The sequence below is a fragment of the Paenibacillus sp. GYB006 genome (genome assembly GCF_036577645.1).
GTDB lineage: Bacteria > Bacillota > Bacilli > Paenibacillales > Paenibacillaceae > Paenibacillus.
This window is the reverse complement of sequence record NZ_JARBDA010000004.1, coordinates 80861-106704: the sequence shown is the minus strand read 5'-3', so window position 1 is coordinate 106704 and position 25844 is coordinate 80861. Positions and strand designations below refer to the sequence as shown.

General features: G+C 40.0%; 26 protein-coding genes and 1 pseudogene. 1 reads left to right on the top strand and 26 read right to left on the bottom strand.

Features of this window, described 5'->3' with window-relative positions:
- Positions 1-2: 2 nt before the first annotated feature.
- The 19 genes and pseudogenes from PV403_RS25300 to PV403_RS11465 all read right to left on the bottom strand — a co-directional run bounded on the left by PV403_RS25300 (position 3) and on the right by PV403_RS11465 (position 18405).
- Positions 3-2551, bottom strand: a pseudogene (locus PV403_RS25300) (beta-mannosidase).
- A gap of 215 nt (positions 2552-2766) precedes the next feature.
- Positions 2767-4317: an ABC transporter substrate-binding protein gene (locus tag PV403_RS11550; protein WP_332084683.1), complete on the bottom strand. Its 1551-nt coding sequence runs from the start codon at positions 4315-4317 to the stop codon at positions 2767-2769.
- Between the two features lie 128 nt (positions 4318-4445).
- Complete coding sequence (locus tag PV403_RS11545) at positions 4446-5357, bottom strand: carbohydrate ABC transporter permease (RefSeq protein WP_213533891.1); 912 nt, start codon at positions 5355-5357, stop codon at positions 4446-4448.
- Between the two features lie 21 nt (positions 5358-5378).
- Positions 5379-6317, bottom strand: coding sequence for an ABC transporter permease (locus PV403_RS11540; RefSeq protein ID WP_332084682.1), 939 nt, complete (start codon positions 6315-6317; stop codon positions 5379-5381).
- Between the two features lie 156 nt (positions 6318-6473).
- Complete coding sequence (locus PV403_RS11535) at positions 6474-8111, bottom strand: response regulator transcription factor (RefSeq protein ID WP_332084681.1); 1638 nt, start codon at positions 8109-8111, stop codon at positions 6474-6476.
- Complete coding sequence (locus PV403_RS11530; protein ID WP_332084680.1) at positions 8086-9867, bottom strand: histidine kinase; 1782 nt, start codon at positions 9865-9867, stop codon at positions 8086-8088. Before PV403_RS11530 ends, PV403_RS11535 begins: the two co-directional genes overlap by 26 nt.
- Positions 9868-9964: 97 nt before the next feature.
- Complete coding sequence (locus tag PV403_RS11525) at positions 9965-10528, bottom strand: hypothetical protein (protein ID WP_332084679.1); 564 nt, start codon at positions 10526-10528, stop codon at positions 9965-9967.
- A 42-nt stretch (positions 10529-10570) separates the two neighbouring features.
- Positions 10571-12037 carry an amidase family protein gene (locus tag PV403_RS11520; protein ID WP_213533613.1) on the bottom strand — a complete coding sequence of 489 codons (1467 nt, stop codon included), beginning with the start codon at positions 12035-12037 and terminating at the stop codon, positions 10571-10573.
- 31 nt (positions 12038-12068) lie between these two features.
- Positions 12069-12440, bottom strand: coding sequence for a hypothetical protein (locus PV403_RS11515; RefSeq protein ID WP_332084678.1), 372 nt, complete (start codon positions 12438-12440; stop codon positions 12069-12071).
- 72 nt (positions 12441-12512) lie between these two features.
- Entirely contained in the window at positions 12513-12968 is a 456-nt protein-coding gene (locus PV403_RS11510) for an NUDIX hydrolase (protein WP_332084677.1), read from the bottom strand.
- A gap of 58 nt (positions 12969-13026) precedes the next feature.
- Entirely contained in the window at positions 13027-13464 is a 438-nt protein-coding gene (locus PV403_RS11505; RefSeq protein ID WP_332084676.1) for an NUDIX hydrolase, read from the bottom strand.
- Between the two features lie 47 nt (positions 13465-13511).
- Entirely contained in the window at positions 13512-13808 is a 297-nt protein-coding gene (locus PV403_RS11500; RefSeq protein WP_332084991.1) for a GNAT family N-acetyltransferase, read from the bottom strand.
- 9 nt (positions 13809-13817) lie between these two features.
- Complete coding sequence (locus PV403_RS11495) at positions 13818-14300, bottom strand: hypothetical protein (protein ID WP_332084675.1); 483 nt, start codon at positions 14298-14300, stop codon at positions 13818-13820.
- A gap of 52 nt (positions 14301-14352) precedes the next feature.
- A complete protein-coding gene (locus PV403_RS11490; RefSeq protein WP_332084990.1) occupies positions 14353-14805 on the bottom strand; it encodes a DUF5662 family protein in 453 nt (150 codons plus the stop codon).
- Positions 14806-14851: 46 nt separating this feature from the next.
- Entirely contained in the window at positions 14852-15652 is an 801-nt protein-coding gene (locus tag PV403_RS11485; RefSeq protein WP_332084674.1) for a phosphotransferase, read from the bottom strand.
- A 14-nt stretch (positions 15653-15666) separates the two neighbouring features.
- Positions 15667-16137: a DUF4871 domain-containing protein gene (locus PV403_RS11480; protein ID WP_213533600.1), complete on the bottom strand. Its 471-nt coding sequence runs from the start codon at positions 16135-16137 to the stop codon at positions 15667-15669.
- A gap of 91 nt (positions 16138-16228) precedes the next feature.
- Positions 16229-17008, bottom strand: a complete 780-nt coding sequence (locus PV403_RS11475) for an alpha/beta fold hydrolase (protein ID WP_332084673.1) — start codon at positions 17006-17008, stop codon at positions 16229-16231.
- Positions 17009-17104: 96 nt separating this feature from the next.
- Positions 17105-17614 carry a 2,4'-dihydroxyacetophenone dioxygenase family protein gene (locus PV403_RS11470; protein WP_332084672.1) on the bottom strand — a complete coding sequence of 170 codons (510 nt, stop codon included), beginning with the start codon at positions 17612-17614 and terminating at the stop codon, positions 17105-17107.
- Positions 17615-17640: 26 nt separating this feature from the next.
- Positions 17641-18405, bottom strand: coding sequence for a creatininase family protein (locus PV403_RS11465; RefSeq protein ID WP_332084671.1), 765 nt, complete (start codon positions 18403-18405; stop codon positions 17641-17643).
- A gap of 324 nt (positions 18406-18729) precedes the next feature.
- Here PV403_RS11465 and PV403_RS11460 point away from each other — a divergent pair, with 324 nt between their 5' ends.
- Positions 18730-20754 (top strand): ATP-dependent DNA helicase, encoded by a 2025-nt coding sequence (locus PV403_RS11460; RefSeq protein WP_332084670.1) that lies wholly within the window; start codon positions 18730-18732, stop codon positions 20752-20754.
- A gap of 78 nt (positions 20755-20832) precedes the next feature.
- Here the strand turns inward: PV403_RS11460 and PV403_RS11455 are convergent, their stop codons facing one another.
- The 7 genes from PV403_RS11455 to PV403_RS11425 all read right to left on the bottom strand — a co-directional run bounded on the left by PV403_RS11455 (position 20833) and on the right by PV403_RS11425 (position 25819).
- Positions 20833-21732: an alpha/beta hydrolase gene (locus tag PV403_RS11455; protein WP_332084669.1), complete on the bottom strand. Its 900-nt coding sequence runs from the start codon at positions 21730-21732 to the stop codon at positions 20833-20835.
- Positions 21733-22030: 298 nt separating this feature from the next.
- Positions 22031-22570, bottom strand: coding sequence for a GNAT family N-acetyltransferase (locus tag PV403_RS11450; protein ID WP_332084668.1), 540 nt, complete (start codon positions 22568-22570; stop codon positions 22031-22033).
- A 200-nt stretch (positions 22571-22770) separates the two neighbouring features.
- A complete protein-coding gene (locus PV403_RS11445) occupies positions 22771-23229 on the bottom strand; it encodes an NUDIX domain-containing protein (RefSeq protein ID WP_332084667.1) in 459 nt (152 codons plus the stop codon).
- Positions 23230-23235: 6 nt separating this feature from the next.
- On the bottom strand, positions 23236-23742 hold the full coding sequence (locus tag PV403_RS11440; RefSeq protein WP_332084666.1) for a DUF6886 family protein: 507 nt from the start codon (positions 23740-23742) through the stop codon (positions 23236-23238).
- Between the two features lie 55 nt (positions 23743-23797).
- Entirely contained in the window at positions 23798-24658 is an 861-nt protein-coding gene (locus tag PV403_RS11435; RefSeq protein ID WP_332084665.1) for a GNAT family N-acetyltransferase, read from the bottom strand.
- 73 nt (positions 24659-24731) lie between these two features.
- Complete coding sequence (locus PV403_RS11430; RefSeq protein ID WP_332084664.1) at positions 24732-25250, bottom strand: GNAT family N-acetyltransferase; 519 nt, start codon at positions 25248-25250, stop codon at positions 24732-24734.
- 98 nt (positions 25251-25348) lie between these two features.
- On the bottom strand, positions 25349-25819 hold the full coding sequence (locus PV403_RS11425; RefSeq protein ID WP_213533583.1) for an NUDIX hydrolase: 471 nt from the start codon (positions 25817-25819) through the stop codon (positions 25349-25351).
- Positions 25820-25844 lie beyond the last annotated feature (25 nt).

The following is a 25844-nucleotide window of genomic DNA, read 5'->3' as shown; positions in this document are numbered from 1 at the left end:
CCTTATATTTTTAAACCATCTTTTAAGGTCGAGACCCCAGCATTTAGCGCACTGACTCGTAATGCAGACCAAGGTATTTCGGCACCATGCCGATGATCGATCTCGACTACTTTTTGTTCCCCAGGCAGCAGGTCAAAATAATTATCACTGTAAATCACATTTCCTAGCGGCAATTCAAGTTTTACAAAACGAGCCAACGTGCCAACTGCGGTTACTACCACCTCGGAGTTAGCTTCATCCACCTGTACTAGCAAGTTTGTATCTGACAGAACTAACTCTTTTGGATCACGTAGATAATAACGATTCACTGGAACCTCAATGGTAGACGAAGACAGCTCAATTATAACCTCTTCTGCCCGTCTACCCCGGAGTACTTCGGCCTCTTCTATCGTGATATAACAATTGGCAGACTGAGCCTCCGCCACTGCATCGATCGAAGACGAATAGACTTCTTCCCCGGAAAAAGTTAATACTTTCAGCTCTAGAGTTCCCTGGCACATCTCCAGCGTATCATTAATCAGCCAGAGCTTTAGCGCTTCCCCTGGTTCGTAATCGAGTGACAACAGTATCGGAGCAAAAAAACGTTTCCCATAATAAAAGGAAGCTTTCGGCAATAGCTCATAGTCGATCATCGACCAGCTTGTCCCAGGCCAGCTATCATTTAGCTGCCATACCAGCGCACCCCTGTTTCGTACTTGATTACGCCGAAAATGTTCGATTCCATATTTTAATCCTTCCGCTTGGGTCAGCATGGAAAAATCCATATATTCCTCGATATCCTTAGGAATCCCCGTATACCCTTCCATCAGCAGAATCCCTTTTTGATGATTCGTGTCTTTGTTTCGGTACGCCATTTCTGGACTTCCCCAGTAAAACTGGCCTTCCGGGATATTCTTCTCTAACGTGTACCGATTCGCCGAGGCATGCATTCCGAATTCGCTGCTGAACAGCGCATCATCTTGTTTATAATTTTTAAAACTCACGCCCTGAATACTGTAATCCAGTACAGGAACTTCCCCTGATATTCGCGGATACACAGATCCATGCCACACTTGCCAGTTGTGCGATCTCCGCTGCCTGGATCGTTTGCATCATAACCCCCTTTAGCTCCATACGGAGAGGACGGCCAATAGGGACGGAGTGGATCCAATTCTTCAAGCACTTCCGGGATTAGTTCGTGATAGATCCTCTCTCCGTAAAATGGACTTGTGATATCACCGCTTGCGGTCTTCATATCGTAGAGCCAATCGATTTCATTATTGCCGCACCACAGCGCTAAGGAAGCATGATTTCTCAAACGGATCACATTATCGACCACTTCACCGCGGACATTTTCCATAAAATCATGGTTGAAATCGGGAAAGAGTGCGTTAGCAAAAGCAAAATCCTGCCACACAAGAATTCCCCTGCGATCACATTCCTCATAAAATACATCTTTCTCGTATATGCCGCCGGCCCACACTCGCAGCATATTCATCTGCCCGGAGGCAGCAAGATCAATCAGATCTTTATATTTCTGATCCGGTATGGAGCCAATCAGGTGGTCAGCTGGAATCCAGTTGGCGCCTTTGGCATACACTTTTACCCCATTCAATATAAAAGCAAAAGCATCACGGCCTTCGGCATCTTGCAGCGCAAGCTCCACAGTGCGAATCCCGATGGTTTCTTCATAGGAATCAAGAATCTCTTCTTCGGCAAAAAGTCGAACCTCAAGTTGATATAAATAAGGTGTTCCCAGATCATGAGTCCACCACAATTGCGGGGACGAAATTCGAAGTTCCAGATGAGCATTGCCGCTGTCCACCGGGGTTGTAGCTTGATCCACTACCTTACCATCTTGATCCTTTAGTGCAATGATTACGGAGCAATTTGCTTCTTTATGATATTTCTTTACATTTGCCGTAAGATGAACAATCGCGAGATCTTGATCCGCTTGAATCGTACTTGCATGCACATTCTCAATCCGCGCCTTACGGTACTGGTTAACATGGACCTTTCCCCATATACCGGCAGTGACCATACGTGGACCCCAATCCCAGCCATAGTTCATTGCCGCTTTGCGAATCCATGGTCGCTCCTTCGTGTACGAAGACCAATCAAATAATTCTTTGTCTTGATAATGAATAGACAGCGGATCAAACCGAATAGCGATGGAGTTCCAGCCTTTACGTATGACCCTTGTAATATCAAAACGGTAGGATCTCAGCATATTTTCGGTTTTTCCTATTTCATGTCCATTCACATACACGCTCGCAAACGTATCCAATCCTTCAAAATGAATCTCCGTTCGCTCGCCTTCACCGCTAATTTCACTTAGCGTAAAAGTCGTTCGGTACCACCATTCTTTTTGTTCAACCCAGCGACTCTTGATATCGTTATGACCATAATACGGGGGATCAATGATTCCCCGCTCGATTAACGCTGTATGCACATCTCCCGGAACACTTGCGCCTACCCAGAACCTATCATCAAAACCTGGCGCAGCAAGTTCCATCGGTTTCTTTTCTCCTACATCATAATGCATCAGCTTCCATATGCCTGATAATTCCATAGATAATTCCATCTGTTTATGCCACTCCCTAATGCGAGTCATTGGTAAACATGTAATAGTTTACAACCCATGCTGTAAATATGGAAGCGATAACACGATATTTGTGAAAATAATTCGGCCAGACTATGATTTTACATCCCCTGGTAAGTTTGATAAAAAAAGAACTGTACCCACATTCTCGGGTACAGTTCTTCTAAGGAAATCACAGTTTAAAACTAGTTGCCTGCCAAAAAAGCATCCAGCTGTTTTTGCTTCTCAGCAATAATTTTATCAATACCGGCAGCTTTCAATTTCTCTGCATATTTTGGGATCATTTCATCCGGGTTTACTGCTCCGGAAGTAAGTGCTGGTTTAAACTGCTTGTTGACGTTATTCACCGCGGCAATTTCATTTTTAACAGACTGGCTGTTAAACGTAAATCCAAGTGCTGGGGATTTAACACCTCTTGCATTAAAATCTTTGAATTTTGCCCATTTTTCAGGATCTTCATTGTCCCATAGATAGTTCAGGAACTGATTGCCAAGCTGCCACTGAGCTCCTGGGTTATAGGTCCGGTTATTTGGATCTGTGCCTTCCGGCAGGCTGATGATATTTTCGTTGCCTTCTTTTTTTACATAGTGTTCGCCCTCAATACCAAAGTTGAGCAGATTATTCACATACGGATCAGAATGAAGAAGGTTAATGACTGCCATTGCTTTTTCTGGATTCTCCGAAGTACGAGACAGGGCAAGCATCGCTCCCGATGCATCTCCTGTGGTAATCGTAGGCTGTGTAAGTTCGATCTGAGTCAGCGGGAAGCCAACATAACTCTCTTCTTCCTTGTCTTTTCCGGGTTTCATCCCGTCTGTCCACATGAAGACTTTGCCGGCTTTCGCCTGATCTTTCGGGAATACGGTAGAAGTTGCAGAGTCACTATTAATATATCCAGCTTCATACCACTTGCGAGCAAGTGCAGCTGCTTCTTTAAATTCAGGGGTCTCCACTTCGTTCATCACCGTCGTGTCAGAACCGATTTTACGAATGACGCCAGGAACGGATGCATCGCCAAGATAGTCCCAATCCAGGTTATCTAATAGTCCGTTGCCTGTAGAATTGGACATATAAAACGGAGTTACGCTAGGTTCGTTTTCCTTAATCGTTTTGAGCAGCGGTTCAAGATCTGCCCAAGTCTTCACATTCGTGATATCGAGGTTATACTTTTCGAGCAAATCTTTTCTAACGAGTACACCGCGGGTTGCTGCTAGTTCCTTATTGGTAGGAACACCGTAATTCTTTCCGTCTACCTTCGATCCTTCCAAAAATGCAGGGTCAAGGTTCTTAATGATGTCCGGACCGGCTTTATCCAGCAGATCGTTTAATGGTAAGAAGGCGCCTTTAGCAACGTTCACGGTGTAATTCTGCCATGCTGCCGTAAAAATAATATCTGATTTCTCACCAGACGAGATCATGAGATTCAGCTTGTTGTCCCATTGTCCCCAGTCAATCGCGTTAATTTTCAGTGTGGCTCCGATTTTAGGTTCTATATATTTATTAATCTCGGCCTGTACCTTCTCTACATCTTTCTGCGGTGTCCCTGGGTAGAACAAAGATACTTCATAGGACTTCTCCGTTTTCACTTCTGTATTTCCACCCGTCTTTGGCTCATCCGTTGGTGCAGTACTTCCACTCCCCGAACATGCGCTGAGAACCAGTGCAAATGCAGTGAATGTTGCCAAAATAATGGATCTTTTCCGTTTGACTAATCGTCCGACTTGAAACCCGGTCATGACATGACCTCCCTTATATAATTTACGCATTTAATAATGATTTCTTTTTTTCACAACTTTCTTATTACTCATTCTGACCAGACTTTCTTTTTATCATTTTCCGTACGTACGGACTTCTGTTTCATGATCTAGCCTTTTACCGCACCCACGGTCAGCCCTTTGATGAAATAACGCTGGAAGAAAGGATATGCGAGGACAATCGGTCCGATCCCAACAACAGCCATAGCCATCTGCAAAGTCTTATTCGGCAGGTCCAGCATACCTCCCTGTGAAGAAATCTGTGAAGCCACATTGGAGTTCGAAGTAAGGTACTGGATATCAAGCAGTGTTCGGTACATGAGATACTGAAGACTGATCGTTTTATTGTCCGAAATAAAGATCATGCTGAGATACCAATCGTTCCAATAATTCAGTGTGCTGAATAAGGCAACCGTAGCGAGTACAGGCAGAGACAGCGGAAGAACAATCCTTACAAAGGTACGAAATTCCCCTGCGCCGTCCACACGGGCCGACTCCAGAATCGACATCGGAATCGAACTTGAAAAGAATGTACGCATGACGAGCACAAAAAACGGTGACATGAGCATCGGCATAATCAATACCCATATGGTATTTTTAAGATCCAGCAAGTTCACATAGACCAGGTACCAAGGTACCAAACCGCCATTAAACAACATCGTGAAGAAAATAAAGAATGCGAAGAATCCGCGATACGGCAGATCACTTCTTGAAAGCGGGTAAGCATAACAAGCCGTTAGGGCGACGCTAATGATTGTACCTACGACAGTAACAAAAATAGATACTCCATACGATCGAATAATCTGATCCATATCTTTGAACAAAAATTCATAAGCGCTTACACTAAATGTCTCTGGAATAAACCGGTATCCATTCGCAATGACCGTCGTTTCATCGGATAACGAGATAGAGAGCACAAGTATGAGTGGCAAGATACACAGAGCTGCATAGAAGATGAAAAAAGCATGAATGACAACTCCTGATCGTTTGGAGACATGAAGCGGATTATCGGTGGGACCCATATGCAAAGAACTCTCCTCCTTCTAAAATAGTGCGTTATCCTTATTGATACGACGAACAATGGAATTGGACAGCAGCACAAGTGCAAAACCGACAACCGCTTGGTACAGCCCCGCTGCTGAAGACATACCAATGTCACCACCGATGAGGAACGTACGATAGACATAGGTATCAAGTACATTCGTTACTGGGAACAGAGCGCCGGATTCGAGTGGAACCTGATAGAACAAACCAAAATCCGCATAAAAAATACGGCCGATCTGCAGTAACGTCATGACGATCATTAGAGGATATAGGAACGGAACCGTAATAAAGCGAACCTGATTCCACTTACTTGCACCATCAAGTACGGCTGCCTCATAATACTCTTCACTGATTCCGATGACGGCTGCCAGATAGATGACCACATAGTAACCAATGTTTTTCCAAGTGTTCACAAAGGGTAAAATATACGGCCAGTATTCCGGCTCAGAATACCAGTCTATAGGTTCCTTGCCAAAGAACGGCAGAAGGCTTGTGTTCATGAATCCCGAGTCTTTTCCTAGAAAAGCGAGTACCAGATAACTAATCACGATCATGGATAGAAAGTATGGAAGCAGCATGACCGACTGATAAAACTTGGAAGTGAATCTTCCTTTTACTTCACTCAGCAAAATAGCAAGACCTGCGCCAAGCACCAGATTCAGCAGAATAAACACCACATTGTATGCCAGTGTGTTCCGTGTAATTTCCCACGCATCCGATGTGCCGAACAGATACTTAAAATTTTCCAGTCCAGCCCAAGGACTTCCGAGAATCCCATCCGTGTAGTTCACATTTTTAAATGCGATAATGACTCCAAACATCGGCAAATAGTTATTAATCAGCAGAAACACAACCCCTGGCAAAAACATCAGATACAGTACTTTGTATTTGCCCAGATTGTACAGCATGGTTTTCTTTTTCTTTATCGGCTTTGGCATTGCTCTACACCTTTCCCTCTTTGTATAAGTTCACTGTTCACCCTCTCACTTCAGTGGTTAACTTCATTATAAGATTCAAGCCGCCAACCAAATACTCGGTATCGTAACCTCTTATTGTGTCATTTGATGACTTCTAGAATAAAAAAAGCGAAACGCTCACAGCGTCCGCTCTTGATCTGTCTTATTCCCATTCTGTTTACGATATTGCTGGGGAGTAAGACCCGTATATTTCTTAAACATCTTTGTAAAATGAGTATAGTTTACATACCCAGCCTTGCTTGCTATTTCAGTAACTGTGGAACTTGTGTTTACCAGCAGTTCCTGTGCTTTTTTTATCCTTGCTTGAAGAATATAGTCACTAAGGGAGATCCCTGTTTCCTTCTTAAACAGTCTCGATAGATAAGCTGGGTGAAACCGGGCGAATTCCGCGATTTCTTCTCTCCCCAGATCATATTCCAGCCTCGCATCAATATATAGACATACCTGTTTTACTACTGAGTGCGTGCCCTCTCCGTCCGGATGAAGCAGCAGGCCCGCGCGAGAGATGAGATCATGCGCCCACTCCCGAAGTGCGGCTAAGGATCTCGTTACATCTGCTTCCAGTGGTTCTTCTGCAGGATAAATACGATGAAGCGAAATGCCTTTCTTATGAAGTAAAGGGTAAATGGAATGGAGCATTGCATGATAGTACGATTGCAAAAGCTCTGCTGATACATACTTTTGACTCTCGATCCAATCGATGAGTTCGTCTGCTTTATATAGTACTTCCTTTATCTTTCCTGTCTCCATAAGTAGTGATATGTCAGATGCCCACGGCAGAGGGATAAGCTCAGATGTAGATGCTTGTTTCTCCAAACTCGGCAGCATGTAATGAACTCCGTCACTGCCTGCCACGTTATGCCTGTGGACCTGCTTCAACTTTCGGTAAGACTCCGGCATATTCGTTAGCAACGTCCATTCCCCAATGTAGCAGGACAAACGGCATGACAAATATGCAGTGCACCTAGCCATATAATCCTTACAAGTGAGTTCCAGTGTATCTGGAACTTGCGGAGGCGAATCAGAAGCATATAACAAGACAAGAACATAACCACGCTGATCCGCTATCGCATCACCCATACACCCATTTAGAACGAATTCTTCCGCGGCATTACACAGTCCAAACTCCATAATATCAAGGTCTTGATCAGGGAACTTTCGCAGCCATTCTTCCACGCGAAACAATATTGGCAGAATGAAGGTCCCTGGGTCGATATCCACATGATAGATTAACTTTAATTCCTTAATTTTCGCTTCATTCATGGGATAACGAGAAGAACAGAGATCTTTCCAGAATCGGGTCATTCGCTTTGGTTTCCAGGATTGATCTTCTTTTGCATAAGCCTCATAAGTTTCCGTTAATTTAGTGAACTCGAGGTTCTGCATTCGTTTTTCTAATGCTCGTTTGACGGTTTCCATTAAGCTGGCTGAAGCAATAGGCTTCAAGAGATAATCGAAGCTGTGCAGCTGAATCGCTTTTTGTGCATACGAAAACTCGGCGTGACCCGTCAGAAAAATGGTCTCCACCTGAGCAGCATGCTGCTGAACCCAGATCTGAAGAGATAATCCGTCTTCTTCCGGCATTTCAATATCACAGATCATAATATCAACCTGATTGTTGATGAGTACGCTTCGAGCTTCATCCGCTGACATCGCTGTATAGAGATGATCAATACCGATTCCTTTCCAATCCACAGCATGCAGCATAGCCTCAACTGCATAATATTCATCATCCACGATGAGCAAGCTGTACATTCGTTATCTCCTCCCCTGGTAATTGACGATGATAGTTCATTTTTATCTGTACATCCGCTCCGCCGCCGATCTCATTATCAAAATAAAGCTCTGCATTCGCCTCTTTCATTTTCCGTAGACGATGCTGTACATTCCAGATGCCAATACTTTTCTCCGTTTTTTCCTCGGGCGTATATTCCCCCTCCTGCAGCCTAGCAAGCACATCTTCTGGGAAACCCGGACCATTATCCTGAATCCGTATCAGAAGCTGTTCCTCTTCTGGTAAATAGACGACCCTTATCGTAATGCAGAGTATATCTCTTCCCTTCTTGAAACCATAGAGCACGCTATTCTCAACAAAGGGCTGAAGGGTTAAAGGAGGAAGAAGGATCTCTTCACACCTTGGGTCTAGTTCCCACTCGTACTGTAGTCGATGCGGAAATCGCAGTTTTTGAATTTCAAGATAGTTCTCTACATGTTTTAGTTCGTCTTTGATCGGAATTAAGCTGCGGTCGGCCTGCATACTGAAGCGAAAATAACCAGCTAGGTGTTCTGCCATTTTCTGAACTAGATCATTTTTATGCAAGGCTGCTAAACTGTGAATAATATGAAGTGAATTTAAATAAAAATGAGGATTGATTTGCATCTGCAGCTGTTTCAGTTCCGCCTCTTGAACACGGAGTTGCTCTTCATACATACCAATTTTTAAGTCCTGTACCTCTGCGGTCATCTGATTGAAGGTTTCCGTTACAAAGGTGAATTCAGGAGAAGACGATGGACCGAGTTTCACATCCAGTTCCCCTCGGCTGACCTTTTTCATCCCTCGAATCAGTGTATTCATTGGTTTGAAAAGAACTTGCCTTAGAAAGAAGAGCGTGAGAAGAAGTAAAATGGATGCGGCAAAGGGGAGCAGGCGGATAATTTGCTGGAATGCAGGCAAGTTTCGCATAATGCTCGACTCTGGCAACATGACCACATAGTTAATGACTGCCTCATGAGCAGGTACGCCGATCATTAGATAACGATCATGTTCTTCACCTTGTTCCACGACCTGATATAACGAAGTGAGGGCTGATTTATTTTGTGAAGCCAGTCGTACGATTTCCCCTGGTATTTCCGTACTGGATAATGGAGTTCCCCGATTTGATAAAATCACCGAGCCGCCGCCTTCTCCCCATTCTGTGCTGTGGACCCGCTGATTGAGACTGTCTATCGGCACCCATGCTCCGGCAATAAACTGCTCATTAATTCGCACCGTTTTCACGAGATGATAACTGTCTTTGATTTGAACAATCTCCCACTTATACGTAGGAACATTAGCGCTTCTACGAGAAGCCTCCGGCATCAGTTCTTCAATCGCTGTAATTTTTTCATCATATCCATTTTGCGTAGCCAGGACGGTGTCCTGATGGACGATATCATATAGAAATAAACCATCTAGCAGATCATAAAATCCGAGATCCGTTCTGAACTTATTGACAATCCGCTGCTTGGCAATCGTGTAATCGCCGCTTCCATACGATAAGAAAAATAGCGAAATGATATCGGGGTCCTGTTCTCCCAGACTGTATAAATATCGATTCGTTTCCTTCAGAATCCGTTCATTTTCTTCCACATTCTTAACAACATAATTGCGATTCGTCAGAGAGACCTGATCCCGCACGACACCCATAGCATAGACGTTGTTGAAGTATAGGAACAAGACAAGTGGCACCATAATCAGCGAGAATCCGGTAATAAATTTAAATCGCAAAGAAAATCGAAAACGATTTTTCATAAATCATCCTCACCATATCCACTCAATTTGAAAACGTTATCAACAATCTGTAATTCGCTGGAGATGGAACGGATCCTTCTAGCGGTAATAGATAACCTCATTTCCTTGTCCTTGTTCTTGTTCTAAACCTCCATACCGCTACGATGATTAATAATAATATGAGAGAGAAAATACTATATAGGATGCCTGAAGATGGAATACCTTCTTCATTGTTACTATTTATAAGCTGTCCGGTTCCTAATTGCTTTAGATCTTCTCCTGCTTCCGAACTTAGAAGGTTGTTACTGCAAAGACTCGTAAGCAGCGTATCATCTTTATCCAGACTCGCGTACACAAGATAGGTTCGATCTTTACTGAACTGATAACCACATGAATTTGAACCTCCATCTAGACTGGTGATGATAACCTCTTTATCCTTAACACCCTTCCATGCTCTCTCCACCGCAAAAGTATATTCACGCACCTGACTATACGGGGATAAACTTTTCGTTTCACCAATTTCAATGACTGTTCCTTCAAAAACTGCAGAATAGAGTTCTAATTTCTCCTTTGTCTCAAGAAAGGCACAACTACAAGCATAAGCTTTTGAAGAATAAAATGTTGTTAGCTGAATTAGTACCAATGATATGATTAGTATGATTGATAATATACGCTTTATCATAGACTTCCTCCTTTTTATGAAGATGGAGATTCGGGATAGAGCCTACAGGTTCGGTTTTTTTCTACATGCAGTAAATTGCTCAAATGCAAATGCGATACGTATCAGAGTTGGTTCGCTAAAAGCGGTTCCTGCAAATGTAATTCCAAATGGTCTTCCGCTATCTTTATAACCTGCAGGAACTGCGATCGAAGGATAGCCTGCTCTAGCGCTGATATCTGCACCTACATAAGATGGAAAAAGGATTGCATCTAGACCATACTTATTTACTGCGTAATCAATACCGTTATTTTGTGATTGGTATAAATCAGATATCACTTCTACTATGTATTTTGAATTCTTGAGTGGATTGTCTAATTGTTCTTTATGCTCTAAAAGATTTTGTCCATACTTGAGTGCCCTTTCAGCGTTCTGTTCGTTCCAATCAATCAGTTCACGAAGAGAATGGACCGGAATATGAGGTGGAAGACTCTGCAGGTAATTTTCAACACTATGCTTAAACTCGTAATTTATCTTGTTCCATCCCCACTCTCTATGAAACGATGGGATTTCTATATCTTCTACAATATTGGCGCCCGCTTGTTGTAACTTTATTACCGCATCTTCAAACAATTCCGCATCATATTCATCTGTATCACGATACCGATCTATAGTTGCATTTCTAAAGATTCCGATGGTTGCATTCTTTAATCCATCACCATCTAAAAACGTTGTATAGTCTAGATTCGAATTTGGATTTTTCCAGGTTGCGGAGTCATTCTCATCTTTCCCTGCGAGTGCACCCAGTAAGATGGCTGCATCCGTAACCGTTCTCGCCATAGGACCCGCGGTATCTTGTGAATAAGAAAAAGGGATGATCCCCGAGCGGCTGATCAGTCCAACTGTCGGCTTTATACCCACGATCGAATTCTGAATAGCCGGACTTAATATGGATGCAGAAGTTTCGGTCCCTATTGAAACTGTAGTGAAATTCGCTGCTACCGCAGCAGCAGAACCTGTGCTTGAACCTCCCGCAAAAAAGTCACCATAGGGGTTTAAGACTTGTCCTCCTCTTGAACTGTATCCCGCCCACATCTCCGTAGACATCCCATTAGCCCATTCTGTCATGTTCGTCTTTCCTAGAATAACAGCGCCCGCTTCTCTTAACTTCTGTACAAGAAAAGAATCTCTTGAACTGATATGATTCTCCAAAGCAATTGCCCCAGCACTTGTACGCATTTTATCGTTTGTTTCTATATTATCCTTAAGCAGGACTGGAATTCCGTGTAATGGTCCTCTAACCCCCACGGTTTTTCTTTCATAATCTAATGCCTCCGCAATAAAAATGGCGTCAGGATTTATTTCCATAACAGAATTTATGTTTGGTCCGTCTTGGTCATAGGCTGCAATACGGTGCAAGTAATACATAACAAGGTCTCTAGAACTAACTTCCCCCTTCTCAATGGCAACTTGTAAGTTGCCAATCGTAGATTCTTCAATATTAACATGATGCAGTTCATAACAATCCCTCATATCGTTCACTCTCTTCGATTCGTGATCAGGTTCATTTACCCTTGTATTTGCCGTTGTTTTTAGCGTTTATGTACTGTCCTTGCTCTGATTCAATTGCAATATTCTCTGCTGTATCTATTCCTTTTATTTTATATAGTTTCGTTCCTACGGCATATTTATTTGAGAACCCATTAGAGTAGATGCCCTCAAAATCGTAGTATTGTTTCACTTCACCAATCTCATCCTCAATCTCACTTTTATTCACTTCTTCATTCTGAATTTGATATATGTCTTCATTCCATACAACAAAAGGAAATGCCCAGTCAGCTGAACTCTCTTGTGAGTTTGGAGACACCTTAGAACTGCAAGCCGAAACCAGGATCAATAAAAACAAACAACAAAGTATGATTTTGTTATTTTTCATATCATCCACCTTTTCCTCACTGAGTCTACAAAGCGTTATTAGTATCAAACCCAATATAAGGTTCCATTCGGCCTAGTAGTATTTCAATAGTTCCTTGTCAATTTCATCTATGTATCCTATGTCCGTATGTAAATCCCAGTAGATCATCTTCTCCGCTTCTTCGTTATCTAAAAATGGTCTTTCGTTATCAATTTCTGCACTAAAAAGACCGCCGTATTCTGTTTTTCCATTCTTTAATTTGAATTTCATTAACCCTCTGAAATCTATTCTCCCTGGTATTTGATTCGTTTCCTCCAGCATCTCTCGTAATGCACAAGCTCTAAGACTTTCTCCTGCTTCACGAACCCCACCCGGGAGTTCCCAGTTTTGTTTCCAGTGATTAAATAGTAGTAAAAAACCATCTCTATTTCTTGCTACTACTAATGCATGAGTTATCGGGTGATTTAATGTCAATTGATCAATTCTATCTTCGGACAGATCAATAATCTCTTCAAAAATATCACCTTTTTGATTTATACAAATTGGCATCTTTTTATAACTCCCTTTGTGTTTGATTTTTTCTTGTTATTTTTAATTAGCCCTTTTCTTACATATGCAATTTATCAATATGTACATTGAATATTTTATCTTCATACATTTTCACTTGTTCAATCATATGTCCTATATTTCCTTCACCTGCGAATAACGACATATCAAAAAAATCTTCATCTAAACCAGACCAATATAGATCATTCTCGTCACCAAGGATTTCTACATCGTACTTTAATTGACCAACATAAACTTCCACATAACAATCCTGAAAATAGTACTTATAATCCATTAAATGATGTAATACAATAGCTTCCTGAGGTATCCCTGTCTCTTCTAATAACTCTCTATATGCCGCTTCCATACCGCTTTCTCCAGATTCAATCTTGCCGCCAACAAAATTACTAAGACCTTTATAAGGTTCTTTTAAACGTCTGCACATAAGAACTTTATGTAAATCATTACTATATACCATGAGAACATTGTAACCCTGCAATATATTAGCCTCCTAAGTCAGGTTGATCTTTCAGTCATCAACACGCTCTACTTACAAATAAAATTTTGATATCTTCTTCCGTTTTCTGTTTTTACCTGTACTTCTCCGTAAGATACTTCGTCTATGATCTGATCCCAGAACTTCTGTGCGGGAATATTACCTTCCAGCTGACATAACTCCCATTCTCCTTTAGATCCTTTGAATAAGGATATAGCTGCTTTTCTGCCTACTCCCATTCTTCGAAACTTGCGAAGTATAAAAAAATGAGACAGAACATGGCAGCTCTGAGTCTCATCTTTTTCCTTCGTCATCATAAACCCTGCGATTTCACCTTTTGCTTTAATAACATACGCTTATTTTTCAAAATTTATAATCTCTTGAATATTCGCTTTAAGCGTATCAGTTAAATAATAAAATTTGTTGTAATCTACCTTTGCATTCTCAGACTGAACATTGAACAACTTTACATATTTTAATTCAGAATCGACCATCATTTGGACTTCATAAAGCTTCAAGTCTTCTTTTCTTTGTGCCGAGAAAGTTAAACCGGTGTTATATTCAGGTATTTCTGGTTTTGTAGTAATAACTTCTTCAAGATCAAATATCTCGTCGATTACATCAAATATTAAATCTCCCTCAAAACCATCTTTATCATTTCGAACTGAGAATTGAAACTCAGCATTGTTTCCTAAAGGATCCAGATTGCTTACCAGTACATCTACAACAGAGTTCTCATTATCTAATTGCTTAACTTCATCAATTAATGTTTCTGTTTTCGATTTTGAACATCCCGCTAGTAAGATCACACTAAATAAGATGATACATATTCGTTTCATAAAACGCTCCTTTTTATATTTTAAACGGTTACATACAGCACTTTGTTTGATGTTATTTTTTCCTTATGAATCTTTCGAGTTCTTCCCTAGTATCTGGATGTAATATGATGTTGTTAGAGTTTACCATTCTTTCCACCAAATTAGAGTCTTTAACCTTACGTCCCCATTTTCTTGAGAACGACCTCCAATCACAAACCATTTCAATCATATATTTCTTTGGCATGGGTAAAGCTTCTTTTGTTTGTTTATTTACGATCCAGTATTCCCAGTGGTGTTTATTATGGTTTTGATGATGCAGCCATGCATATCTCCACGCTAATTCTATATTCTCATTTTTTTGATTTGAATAGAATTTACGTGCATAAGGAGCAAACTCTTTAGGTGAAAATTTAGACATATCATGTACGATGCCCTCGATATATAATCCTTCTTTCCAGCATTCAATGAATACATTTAACTTATGATCGATGACATAGAGAAAATATCGCCAATAAACTAGAAATATAGCAACCCTCTCCCTTGTAATTGGTTATAGGACGCCTGCGACAGAATTACAATAATAAAGTGTCGATAATAAGATGAAATTTCATTCTGCTCTCATTCAACTCAGATATCCCATATCCTTTCAAGAACTTGCCAAATTCTTCTTTCCTATCCGTATAATAAGTAAGACTTTTAAACAAGTAATAAATATCATAATAGGGATCTGATATACCTGAATCCCCCAAATCTATAAATGCTTCAATGCGGCCATCATTGATCATCACATTCCCAGAGCCATAATCACCATGAGTAAAAACTAATTCATCTGCAGGTGCTTTATTCTTCTCTAAAAAGTCAATTAGTTGCTCCATTGTATGATTGGGAAATATATTGTTAATAGCAACTCTGGCTTCGCTCTCTCTTTCTTTAATATTCATTTTCACCATATCGATTAATTTATCTGGTAATAAATCAGTAAACTCACAATGGTTAATGGGAACATTATGTATTGTTCTTAAGCCTTCTCCCAAAAGATAGCCTAGACTTTTTTGTCCTTCTTTTTGCTGATAATCTTCCGCGGTACATCCCGCTATATAAGTCATAACTAAATATTCCTTGCCATTCTCCACCTGGTAACCAATAACCTTAGGAGTTGGAATGGTTTTATGTGCCCATTCTAGTCTTTCTGCTTCACGCAATAAACTACCAGACTCAGCAACGTTCTTTACTTTCAGTACGCACTTTACAGAATTACTGAATTCTAAAATGTACAGTGATTGATAATGTCTTCCTTTATTGATTCTCGTTATTTTAATTAATTCTGATAAATTCACTAAGGTACTTGGTATCGATAATTGGTTATTGTTCATTACGACTCCTTCCATTATGACTGATCCTTAACATTTACAATAATAGTTTCAAAATATTCTCCTCCAAGATAGACATCCAATTGCCAAAGTCCACTTGAAGGGAGCATGAGAATGGAAGGTGTATGTGCATCAGCTCCATTATTAGAACCACCAATAGAATCATATTCCCAAACTAATGTTTCTTGAGGGGTACTGGCATCTTTCACCAAAGCTTTTACTTTTTGCTGAGTCTTAACATTTATGGCTTCCACTCTAAAAGATTTTAGTTGAAGTTCTTCATTAGTATCCCAGAAATGCCACATATACTTGTTAACTGTATTTACAACGAAATCAGGACCAAGTATTCCTAGTTTCTCCTCCACGCCAATCATAGCTAACTGATTTGAGTAAAATGTTGGACTTGGTCCTACCACAGTCTCGTTATTTGATTTACATCCAACCAAAATAATAAGAAATATAAGGAATAGGACACCACGGTTCCGCATTCATTCATCTCCATTATTTATTATTGTCTCTCGGTTCTACATATTGTTCTAATTCCTTCTCAATTTCTTCAACATCAACTCGTTTATTCCATTACTTTATAACAGGGATCAGACCACTCGGTAATTCTCTGTCATGAATCCAAGCTTCAACCATCTTGTTAAATAAATCAGGTAAAGCTAGGGATACTCCATGACCAACATTCGGTATGATCACCCCTTTACAATTCATATTTTTGTCTACTAAGTCTGATACAGATTTTTTCATTATTTGTTTTTCGTGATTCCCAACCGTTATTAAAATCTTTGCTCTAGACCTACTGAATTCTTTCGGTATACGAAAAGACATGTTTTCTTCAAGAATCTTGATAAGAGTGTTCCGCTCCATGTTCGTTGTTTCTTTATAATACGTCTCAAACATTTGATCTTCGATATATAACTGTTTTGCTTGAATCTTCGAAAATGCACGATTTTTAGTTAACCTATAAGTTAAACGGACCGTAGGTTTAATAACTTTATTAGCTAACGGAATAGGCCTAACAAGTGCACTGTTGATTATTGCGTAATCTACGAGATCCGGGTACAGACTGAGTATTTTAATAGCAATCTGCGCACCTAGAGAAAATCCAACCAGAATCACTTGTTTACCTTGCGCTTTTGCTTGAATTAAACTCCCTATTTCTTCCGCACTGCTATGGATAGAAAAGTCCATTCTTGAACTGAGACCATGCCCAGGTAAGTCCGGAACTAAGCAATGATAATCATGAAAGTATTCCAATTGCTTCTCCCACATCCAACCGCTGACTCCTCCCCCATGTAAAAAAACAATGAGAGGATTTTCCAAATCACCTGACTCTTTATAAAATAACCGCAAAAGAAACACCACCTCTACTGCTTGAAAGGTACACCCCAGAGTTAGACCACATTGAAATTGCATTGTTATACGATGTCTAAGCCTTCGAAATACAACTCAATAAATAAGATCATCCACTATTGCTATTCCTTTTTCATTACAATAGTCCTTATACTTCTTTAATACGGTATAGATATCATCCTGACCAATAACTCTATTATTTGCGTCGAAATATTGGAGTGAACCACCTAAGATAAATAATGTAATGACCTCTTCATCTTCAGTAATCAGCGTGTGAATATCTCCAGGAGGTTCAAAAATAAAAGTTCCTGGTTTCGCGGTCCAGTTACGCCCTTCGTATCTCCATTGTCCCTGTATTTTGTAACCAATAACTGAACCACCCGTATGACGGTGACGGGACAGCACTTTATTGCTTTTTATTTTAAAAAGGTACGTCCAAGTCCCCGTAGAAAGGTCAAATCGTAGCGGTTTAAAATAACAGTTAATCTCCTCTTCATCTCCTTCTTCAAAAGGAACCCAAGGTAAATCATCAATATGAAATACCCTTTCAGGTAATTGAATGTTTTCTGCTAGTTTTATAACAGCTTCATTAATTAACTGGTTCATATCGTCTTCTCCTAAGTTCTGACTTTTTACAGATTTTTTCCACCTTGAGTCTTTCTGTTATACGCATCTTCTAAAAGTTCTTTAAGCCCTTCGGCTTTTCTCTCCATAAAGGTACTCCAGAATATCTTTCCCTTAAGAGCTAACTCTTCCGGAGTATATAATTCTGGATCAAAATTACCCCAACACCCGTCTGAGGTTAACTTATCCCAGCCCATAAAATCAGCGTATTGTTTATTTTCACTAGGTATATTCGATCCCATCGATTCTAATTTGACCTTATCGGGGCACAGCCACATGGCAGTACATACCGACAATAAACCACCGTGCATTTCATCTAATCCTTCAAATTCTGCTGCTTGAATGGCAACTGACCATGCATCATGATGATGATGAGGATGAATGACTATTATTTCAGGATATTTATAATTAATGTGCTTAATGAATGCCCCTTCCCAATAAGAACCGCCATGACCTGAGCATATAACAAACTTCTTGAATCCTTGCCTCATTAACCCAGTCATAATTTCTTCTATCATGGTTGTTATTAAGTTCGGACTAATGGTTACCGTTCCTTTATAGTTCGCATGTTCCTCAGAAGTATTAAAAGGTAGAGTAGGAAGTACATATGCATCTAACGCTCTGCCATATACTTCAGCATATCTTTCAGCTATTAAATTATCTAAATGCATAGGCAAATAAGGACCAAACTGTTCGGTAGCGCCGATCGAGATAATTGCTGTATCGATACCGCTTTCAAAGAGTTCTTTGGTGGTATTCGTATAATTCAACATGAAATCACAACCTTTCAGAGAATGAATCCGTTTCCCCTGTTTCATACTGTTATATCATTAAACCATGAATATTTGTTAAATTCAGGGAAAAATATATATGATTATAATCTATTTTATACAAAATTCCAGAACCGAAGATTTACTTTACCTCAGTCCTGAAAGATAGAGCGAACCATAAATAGACTGATTAGCAAGGGCCGAAAAAGAAACTAGTAAGGTGCCATATTATATACTGACACTTGACGGTTAAGATAGCATCGAAGATAATTACAACCACACCAAAAATTGTAGCATTTAGATGATTGATTTTGAAAAGGGGCGATCGTGATTAGCGGGTTAAGTGATCTCTATAAATTACAGAAGCAGGGAACAAAAAAGGATATCGAAACCCCTTTAGTCAATGCCATCTTCCGGATGTATGATAAATTCCCAAGACTAGGCCTTAATGAGCGGATTGGCCAGCAAGATATGTCTCTGGATATCGCTGATGCTTATATACATAGCCGTAATGCGATGATTGAAGCTGGAGTCGGCATTGGTAAGTCCTTCGCTTATCTCATTCCTAGTCTGCTCATTAACCTTATCTCGCAGCAGCCGATCATTATTGCAACCTCCTCCATACAGCTCTCAGAACAGATCCATAAAGATTTAAGATTCATCGGAAGCCGGCTCGGATTTACATCCGTTCGCTCTGTAGTTGGAAAAGGCATGGGGCAGTATGCTTGCCGTTATAGAGCAGCAGACCTGATTAAGTCAGGTAAGTCGGGTGATTCAAACTCCCCTCTGTCTACGCTTGCTCAGCGTATTGTGAATTATGATATTGATGAAAGAGCAGATATTAAGGGCGGAGTTAGTGACACACTATGGACCAATGTCTGTGTGAATGATTGTACATTTGAACGTTGCCAGTATAAAAGCACATGTTCATTTTACGAGATGCGAGCTAAAATTAACGCCAGCACGAACGCCATGGATTTTATTATCGTAAATCAGGACCTGCTCATTCGTGATTTAATTAAGAAAAAAGAAGGATCAAAGGGATTAATCACTGAACGTCCGGCTCTGATCGTTATTGATGAAGCTCATAATCTAGAAGCAAAGGTTAGAGATGCAAGAACGCTCGAGTTCACATTCCGGGGAACGTGCCGTATTCTGGATGACGCTCTACAACTTCTCTACAAGCAATCCGCAGATAAGAGTCTTTTTACGCAATTTAAGTGGTTAAAAAAGTGTGTTAGTCACATTTTCAAACAGGTAGAGACAGATCTGCTGCAGACAGCCAAGCAGGACAATGACCGGATCAAAGTTTCAGAGATCACAGGCATTCCCTTAAAACATGGAGTGCAGATCCTGAAAGAGTTTCATCTCAGCCTTTCTGTCCTAACTTCCCGGCATGAGCGGGAAATCGATCATATTTTTGAAGCCATGAACGGACTTATCGATCTCTTTGAGGTGCTCGCTGGTGTGGAGGACAACTATCTCATCTGGGCAAGTAAAACTCAGCGTGATGCCACCCTAAGTATCTGTCCAAAAGGCATTAGTCAATTTTTAAAATACTCCTTATTTAACGGCAAGACTTCGGTTATTTTAACGTCAGCAACGCTTTGCCAAAGTGGTGAAACACTGGAGGAACAATACTCATATCTTACACAGTCCCTTGGATACAGGGGAGATTATATGGAGCGCCAAGCTTCACCGTTTAATTATGACTACCATACCATGATGTATATTGCCAAAGATGTCCCCTACTATAACCATAAGAACAGGGAACATTATCTTGAAGCGGCATACAAGGAACTGATAAGACTTTGTAATTTAACGGGCGGACGAACACTGGTCCTTTTTTCAGCTAAGGAGGATATGAAGTACGTTCATAAGAAGTTAAATGCTGAGAAGCTTGCATGGACGTTACATGTTCAAAGAGAAGGCTCGTCTCAGGACGGAGTGATTGCTGAATTCCGAGGCAGTAAAGGCGTCCTTCTAAGTACCGGTGTGTTCTGGGAAGGCGTAAATATTGAAGGTTCCGATTTGTCGCAGTTAATTATCTTCCGTCTTCCTTTCCCTGTTCCTTCGGATCCTGTCTATGAATATAAGACCTCTCTGGTAGAGAATCCCTTGAAAGAAGTATTTGTACCGGACATGCTTCTCCGGTTAAGACAAGGAACCGGACGTCTGATTCGTAGTGAAACTGACCTTGGTGTACTCAGCATACTCGATTCCCGTCTTTCCATTGCTGCCAAAAAGGATTACAGGGAGAAGGTACTAGAAACTTTACCCTTTAAAAGGGTTACGGAAGATTATAAAATTTTAGAACAGTTTGTAAAAGAAAAAGGGATAACCATTAGATAATGAGAAATTATCGACATGATATGATGTCTTATTTTAACATGTACAGTGAGCACCTCTTCTAATTCATACGTTCCCTCTTCATCGAGGTCGATGTAAGTGAGTAGATAAGAACTTCGCCGTGACGTCAAGCACTTGTGAATTCCAAAAGCCGGGTCCATGATCTGCGCCTACTACTTTATAGAAGAATGCTCTCTGTCCATGCTCTTTCAAAGCTTTATACATCTCTATGCTCTGGTTTATATGTACAACATGGTCACTGTCTCCATGAACAATAAGAATCGGTGGAAGCGACTTATCTAGATCTTGATGAAGAGGACTTGCCTTCTTCGCCAATTCTGTATGTTCCTGTACCTTTCCGCCAATAAACAAGCCTTCAGGAGAATCAGCCGCATCATGGTCAAGAATATTATTGTACTTCCCTAAGGTCAGCAAGTCCGTAACCCCATAATAATCGATGATCGCACTAACTTCGTCTGACTCCTCACTGTAAAGGCCGTTATCATACTCGCCCACCGTTAGACCCGTCATTAAGGAGAGATGTCCACCTGACGAATCGCCCCATACCGCTACGCTTTCCGGATCTATTCCATACTCCTCTGCATTCTTGCGCATATACCGAATCGCGCACTTCACATCCTCAACAGCAGCTGGAAAACGCGCAACATCCGTGTCCCGTATTTCTACACTGGCAATCACATATCCCTTAGCCGCCATCTGAACAAGATTAGGAATGGAAGAGTATATATCCTGTTTTCTCCATGCGGATCCTTGTACATATACGATAAGAGGAAACTTGTATCCGCTTCGGGAGGGCGTTATGATCTGCAATCTTCGTTCCACATCGCCGTATTTGGCATAAACTACATCAGGGCGATAGCTGCAAGAATAATAGGATTCTCCCCCAGCAAACTCCCCATATATAATCTGTGTTCCTTCTGGTGTTTCGTTGGCTGCAATACCCGCTGCTTTCTGATCCACTTTAACAACTCCTTCTATATGAATAGTAGATTCATTGTGGTGAAGATGAGTGTCCGAGTTCGAGTCGTCATCACCATTCATTAAATATAGCAACTATAGCAATACACCACACAATAATGCCAAATAGAAGCCCACTCCAAAATACTTCAGCTTATGACTTGTTTTTCACAATTTTTTTGATTGCTCTTAATAATGCGACTATGAACAAAAAACCTAATATTGGCATTATATAAACAGCGATGTACGCAAATACAATCAAGATTCGAGTTCCTCCTTCTAGAGAATCCTATTTGAAAACTTACTTCTCTGTATTATCAAACCGAAATATTAGTTTCTGTCCGTCAAAGGTATCATCATTCAACTCAACATAATTGCCTTTCCTATAATTAGAAACGGTCTTCCGCCAAAATCTTTGTCCTGTTTGGTTTCTTTCAGAAGGATTAGTAAACAGTTCCCATTTCCCCTTCAATTGCTCAAACACTTTGGTAGCAGCCTGTTCCGCGATACCTCGACCTCTATAAGGACGTAGTAAGAAGAACTCATGCACAAAATAATCAACATTCTCTGCACAATACGGGGAAGTAGCAATGAGGATAAATCCCGCCGGACAATCATCTGCTAAAATTAAAAAGGGATACAAACTGTCTGGTTTTTCCCACCAAATATTTTGAACTTCATATTGGTCACTTAGTGTTTTAAAATCATCACTTTCTTCATAAATCCCATGAACATTTGGATACCTGACATAGTGTTCTGATAGATCATACAGATATAAAGGATATATGTTTTTTATAATGTGTGATTCCTCTTTACTGGTTAATTGCACTTTGATATTCATGAATTCGCTCCTTAGATAATAATGTGTAGGCTTTGTCATCTTGATGAATTTCTCATAAGATATCATTATTAGATATACCAATTCTTATTATTTCATTGCCCTGAGTGTCATACCAGACTGATGCGACAAGTATTTTATACTTCAATCTCTTCAGTCCTTTCGTATACCGTTCTTAGTCCTCCATAAATTCACTTACAGGTTTACGTTCTCAATATGGTTCTTACTTCTCTCTTTAAATCTTCAAATACGGGTCTTTGTACAGTGCTTATATCTTCTATATAAATATCTTCAATAAATTTAAATTCTAGCTTTAATGATTCTTGATTATCATCGTTATATATTAGCGTATTATTGTCTTCAGCAATTCTCCCCTCTAAATCCACTTTTGCATTAAAAATGAACATGACAAAAACGACTTCATTTCCGTCTGGATACCTATATTTCATGCGTGGTCCGCTATAAACTGAATAAAGTTCGTACTGTCTAACTTCAAGACCGGTTTCTTCCAATACTTCTCGTATCATAGTATCTTCAATAGACTCACCTGCATCCATCCCACCACCCGGAAGTCCCCAATTGCCATAATCTGATCTTTTTTGAAGTAATATTCGTCCTTCGTTGTCTCTTATAATAGCTCCGCCCGTAACGATGATCTTCATATTAGGTTATTCCTGTTTTGCATTTCTCATCCGGATCATGGAGAAGTTGATTGTAGACTCTAGTACATATTCTTTCATAGGCATTAAAGAGGGAGTGATCCTAAGTTCTATCCCTTCATCCAAAATAGCTGTGACCAAGTCATCCATTTTTTCAACTTCGATTGGAGTTACTGGGCGTCTTGCTACATAATATCCCGCATTTTCTTCTTCTAACTCAAAGTCTGCTGAATCAAAAACGTAGCGATAAATAGATCCTTTTCTGACTCGATCATACCAACCTGTTTCAATTGCAATCATCCGGTTCACCTGAGACATTCCAAAAAAACGAGTTATATCTAGTTCTTTTGTATCTTCTTTTGGCCAAACGCAGACTCTTGGGCAGTCCCTTGGAAAATAGTAATGTGGCGCATGATACTTATCAATGGTCCATACTTTTGCATCAGTTTGATCGTAAATTGTTCGGGGGTTAAAGATTTTAATATCCGGATTTTCACTAAAATGAAATAGCTTCATTACACACCTCTCTATTAAAAAGATTAGTAGTTTCGCATACTGTTTTAAGATCGATTTAATTTCTTTTGGTCATCCTTGTAAATCGTGGTCCTGCTTGGAATCCTGTTTTCTTATATAGTAATTCTGCATTATTTCCCACAGTAACACATAATTTTATTACTTCCGTATACGCACTAGCTGATTGTTTTATGTAGTTAAGCATGAACTCGGCAATTCCTTTATGCCTATACTGAGGGACTACACACAACTCCCCGATTTCTGCAAAACCTAAGGGCATTTTTTCACTGATACCAGAGATACAAAGTCCGACAATTTCTTGGTTTTGTTCATCTACGACATATACGGAAAGATTCCTATGTTTATAAACTTGCATAAGATACGAAATATCCTCTATGATCTTCTCGTCACTTCGAGCACCAAAGATCTCGTAGTCTATTCCACCGCTGTATCCTTCTTTTATTACATTCTTAATTCTTGTTGTATCAAAAGAATCATCTAATAAGTACAAGGATAATCCACTTGGAGGTACCGGCTCCTTAAGCGAACCTGTCGGACAGCACATGACCTGCCTAATTACATTTACTTTAAAGCCATATGAGTGCAGTATATTTACATCGTCTTGCAGAACTCCGTTGATATGCCTTAGATCATGGCAACATGTTAATAATATATTCCACAGTTGTTGTCGATCAGAAAAAGGCGGGATCATAAACGGATACATTGCCGTATCGTTCATCTTTATCACCCCTCCAATTCTATCCTCGCCGCACATGATCCAAAAACTTTGGTCTGTAAATTTTGTGTCATGTAAGCGAGTATTCCAGTCATACCACATCTCAATATCGGAGTTAGAATAGATTACTTGATGAACTGCAAACTTATTTTTATCTGCTTGTTCTAATCTATATTGCTTCATCTTGTGTTGTCCCTCCCCATCTCTTAAGTATTTTAAGAAATCGCTCTTATCAGATGTCTATGGCTTATTCGAGTTAGACAATTTCAATCCAATATCGTTTAATTATATTCCCGTCGTCTTCTATGTAATCTGCATCGGCTCTCCCACCGTTCTTAATAATGGTTCTTTCCGATCCCACATTATCAGCATCACAGACAACTAATACCTCTTTAATTCCGATTTTCTTAGCTTCACTTAAGGATAGTTCTAATAGTTTGGTTGCATAACCTTTTAATCTTTCAGACGGGCGAATACCATAACCAATATGCCCTCCTGTATTGTACAAATGTTGTGTTAATTGATGCCTAATATTTACCGCCCCTAATACTCTATTACTTTTGTCAACCAACCAAAAAGTTGAATCTGATACGATACCTTCTGGTAGACCAACACCTTCCTCATTATCTGACAGTGATTTCAGCATTTTTGGAAAGTCACTTGGATCTTTGCTTATGACCCATGGAACCATATCCTCACCAGATCGCTTCCATTCTTCATAAAAAGATAAGTATTCTTCCTTCAACTTTAAATTAGGCTTTACTAACCTAATCATACGTTTCCACGTCCTTTGAATTACTTTGAATTACTTTCAAGCTTTTGCAAAAAATATACAGCTTGTTCCGCGCCAAATCTTTCGCTACTCTCAAGTCTTTAGTTCGTTTTCACATGCTTAATTACACTTACATTGTTGTTATCTCGTTGTGAGAGTAAATCTAGCAGTCCATCTGGAACCAACTTTACGTCAGAATCCGATTCGAAAAAATCTAGTGGTTTCCATTGAGCTTTATAATGAATATCCCCTTCGATTCCGTCGATTTCATCAAGATCATAAAAGGTCTTATCTTTCAAATTCACTTCATAAATAAAATCTATTTCATGTCCTATATCATCCAAAACACCAAAAATGTTCTCTATGACAGAGATTAATTGCGCTTCTTCAATTTCATGATTCAGTTCTTCCCTAATTTCTCTTATTAATGTTTGTTTACTATTTTCGCCAAACTCAATGGTTCCACCAATTGGTCGGTAGAAAGTTGTGCTGATCCCAGGATAATTAATGACTTCAACTAAAATGTTTTCTTCTTTTCTAATGATCCCTAGTGAAACAGATCTAATCTTCATAAGATTAACTCCTCCGTCTATTCGT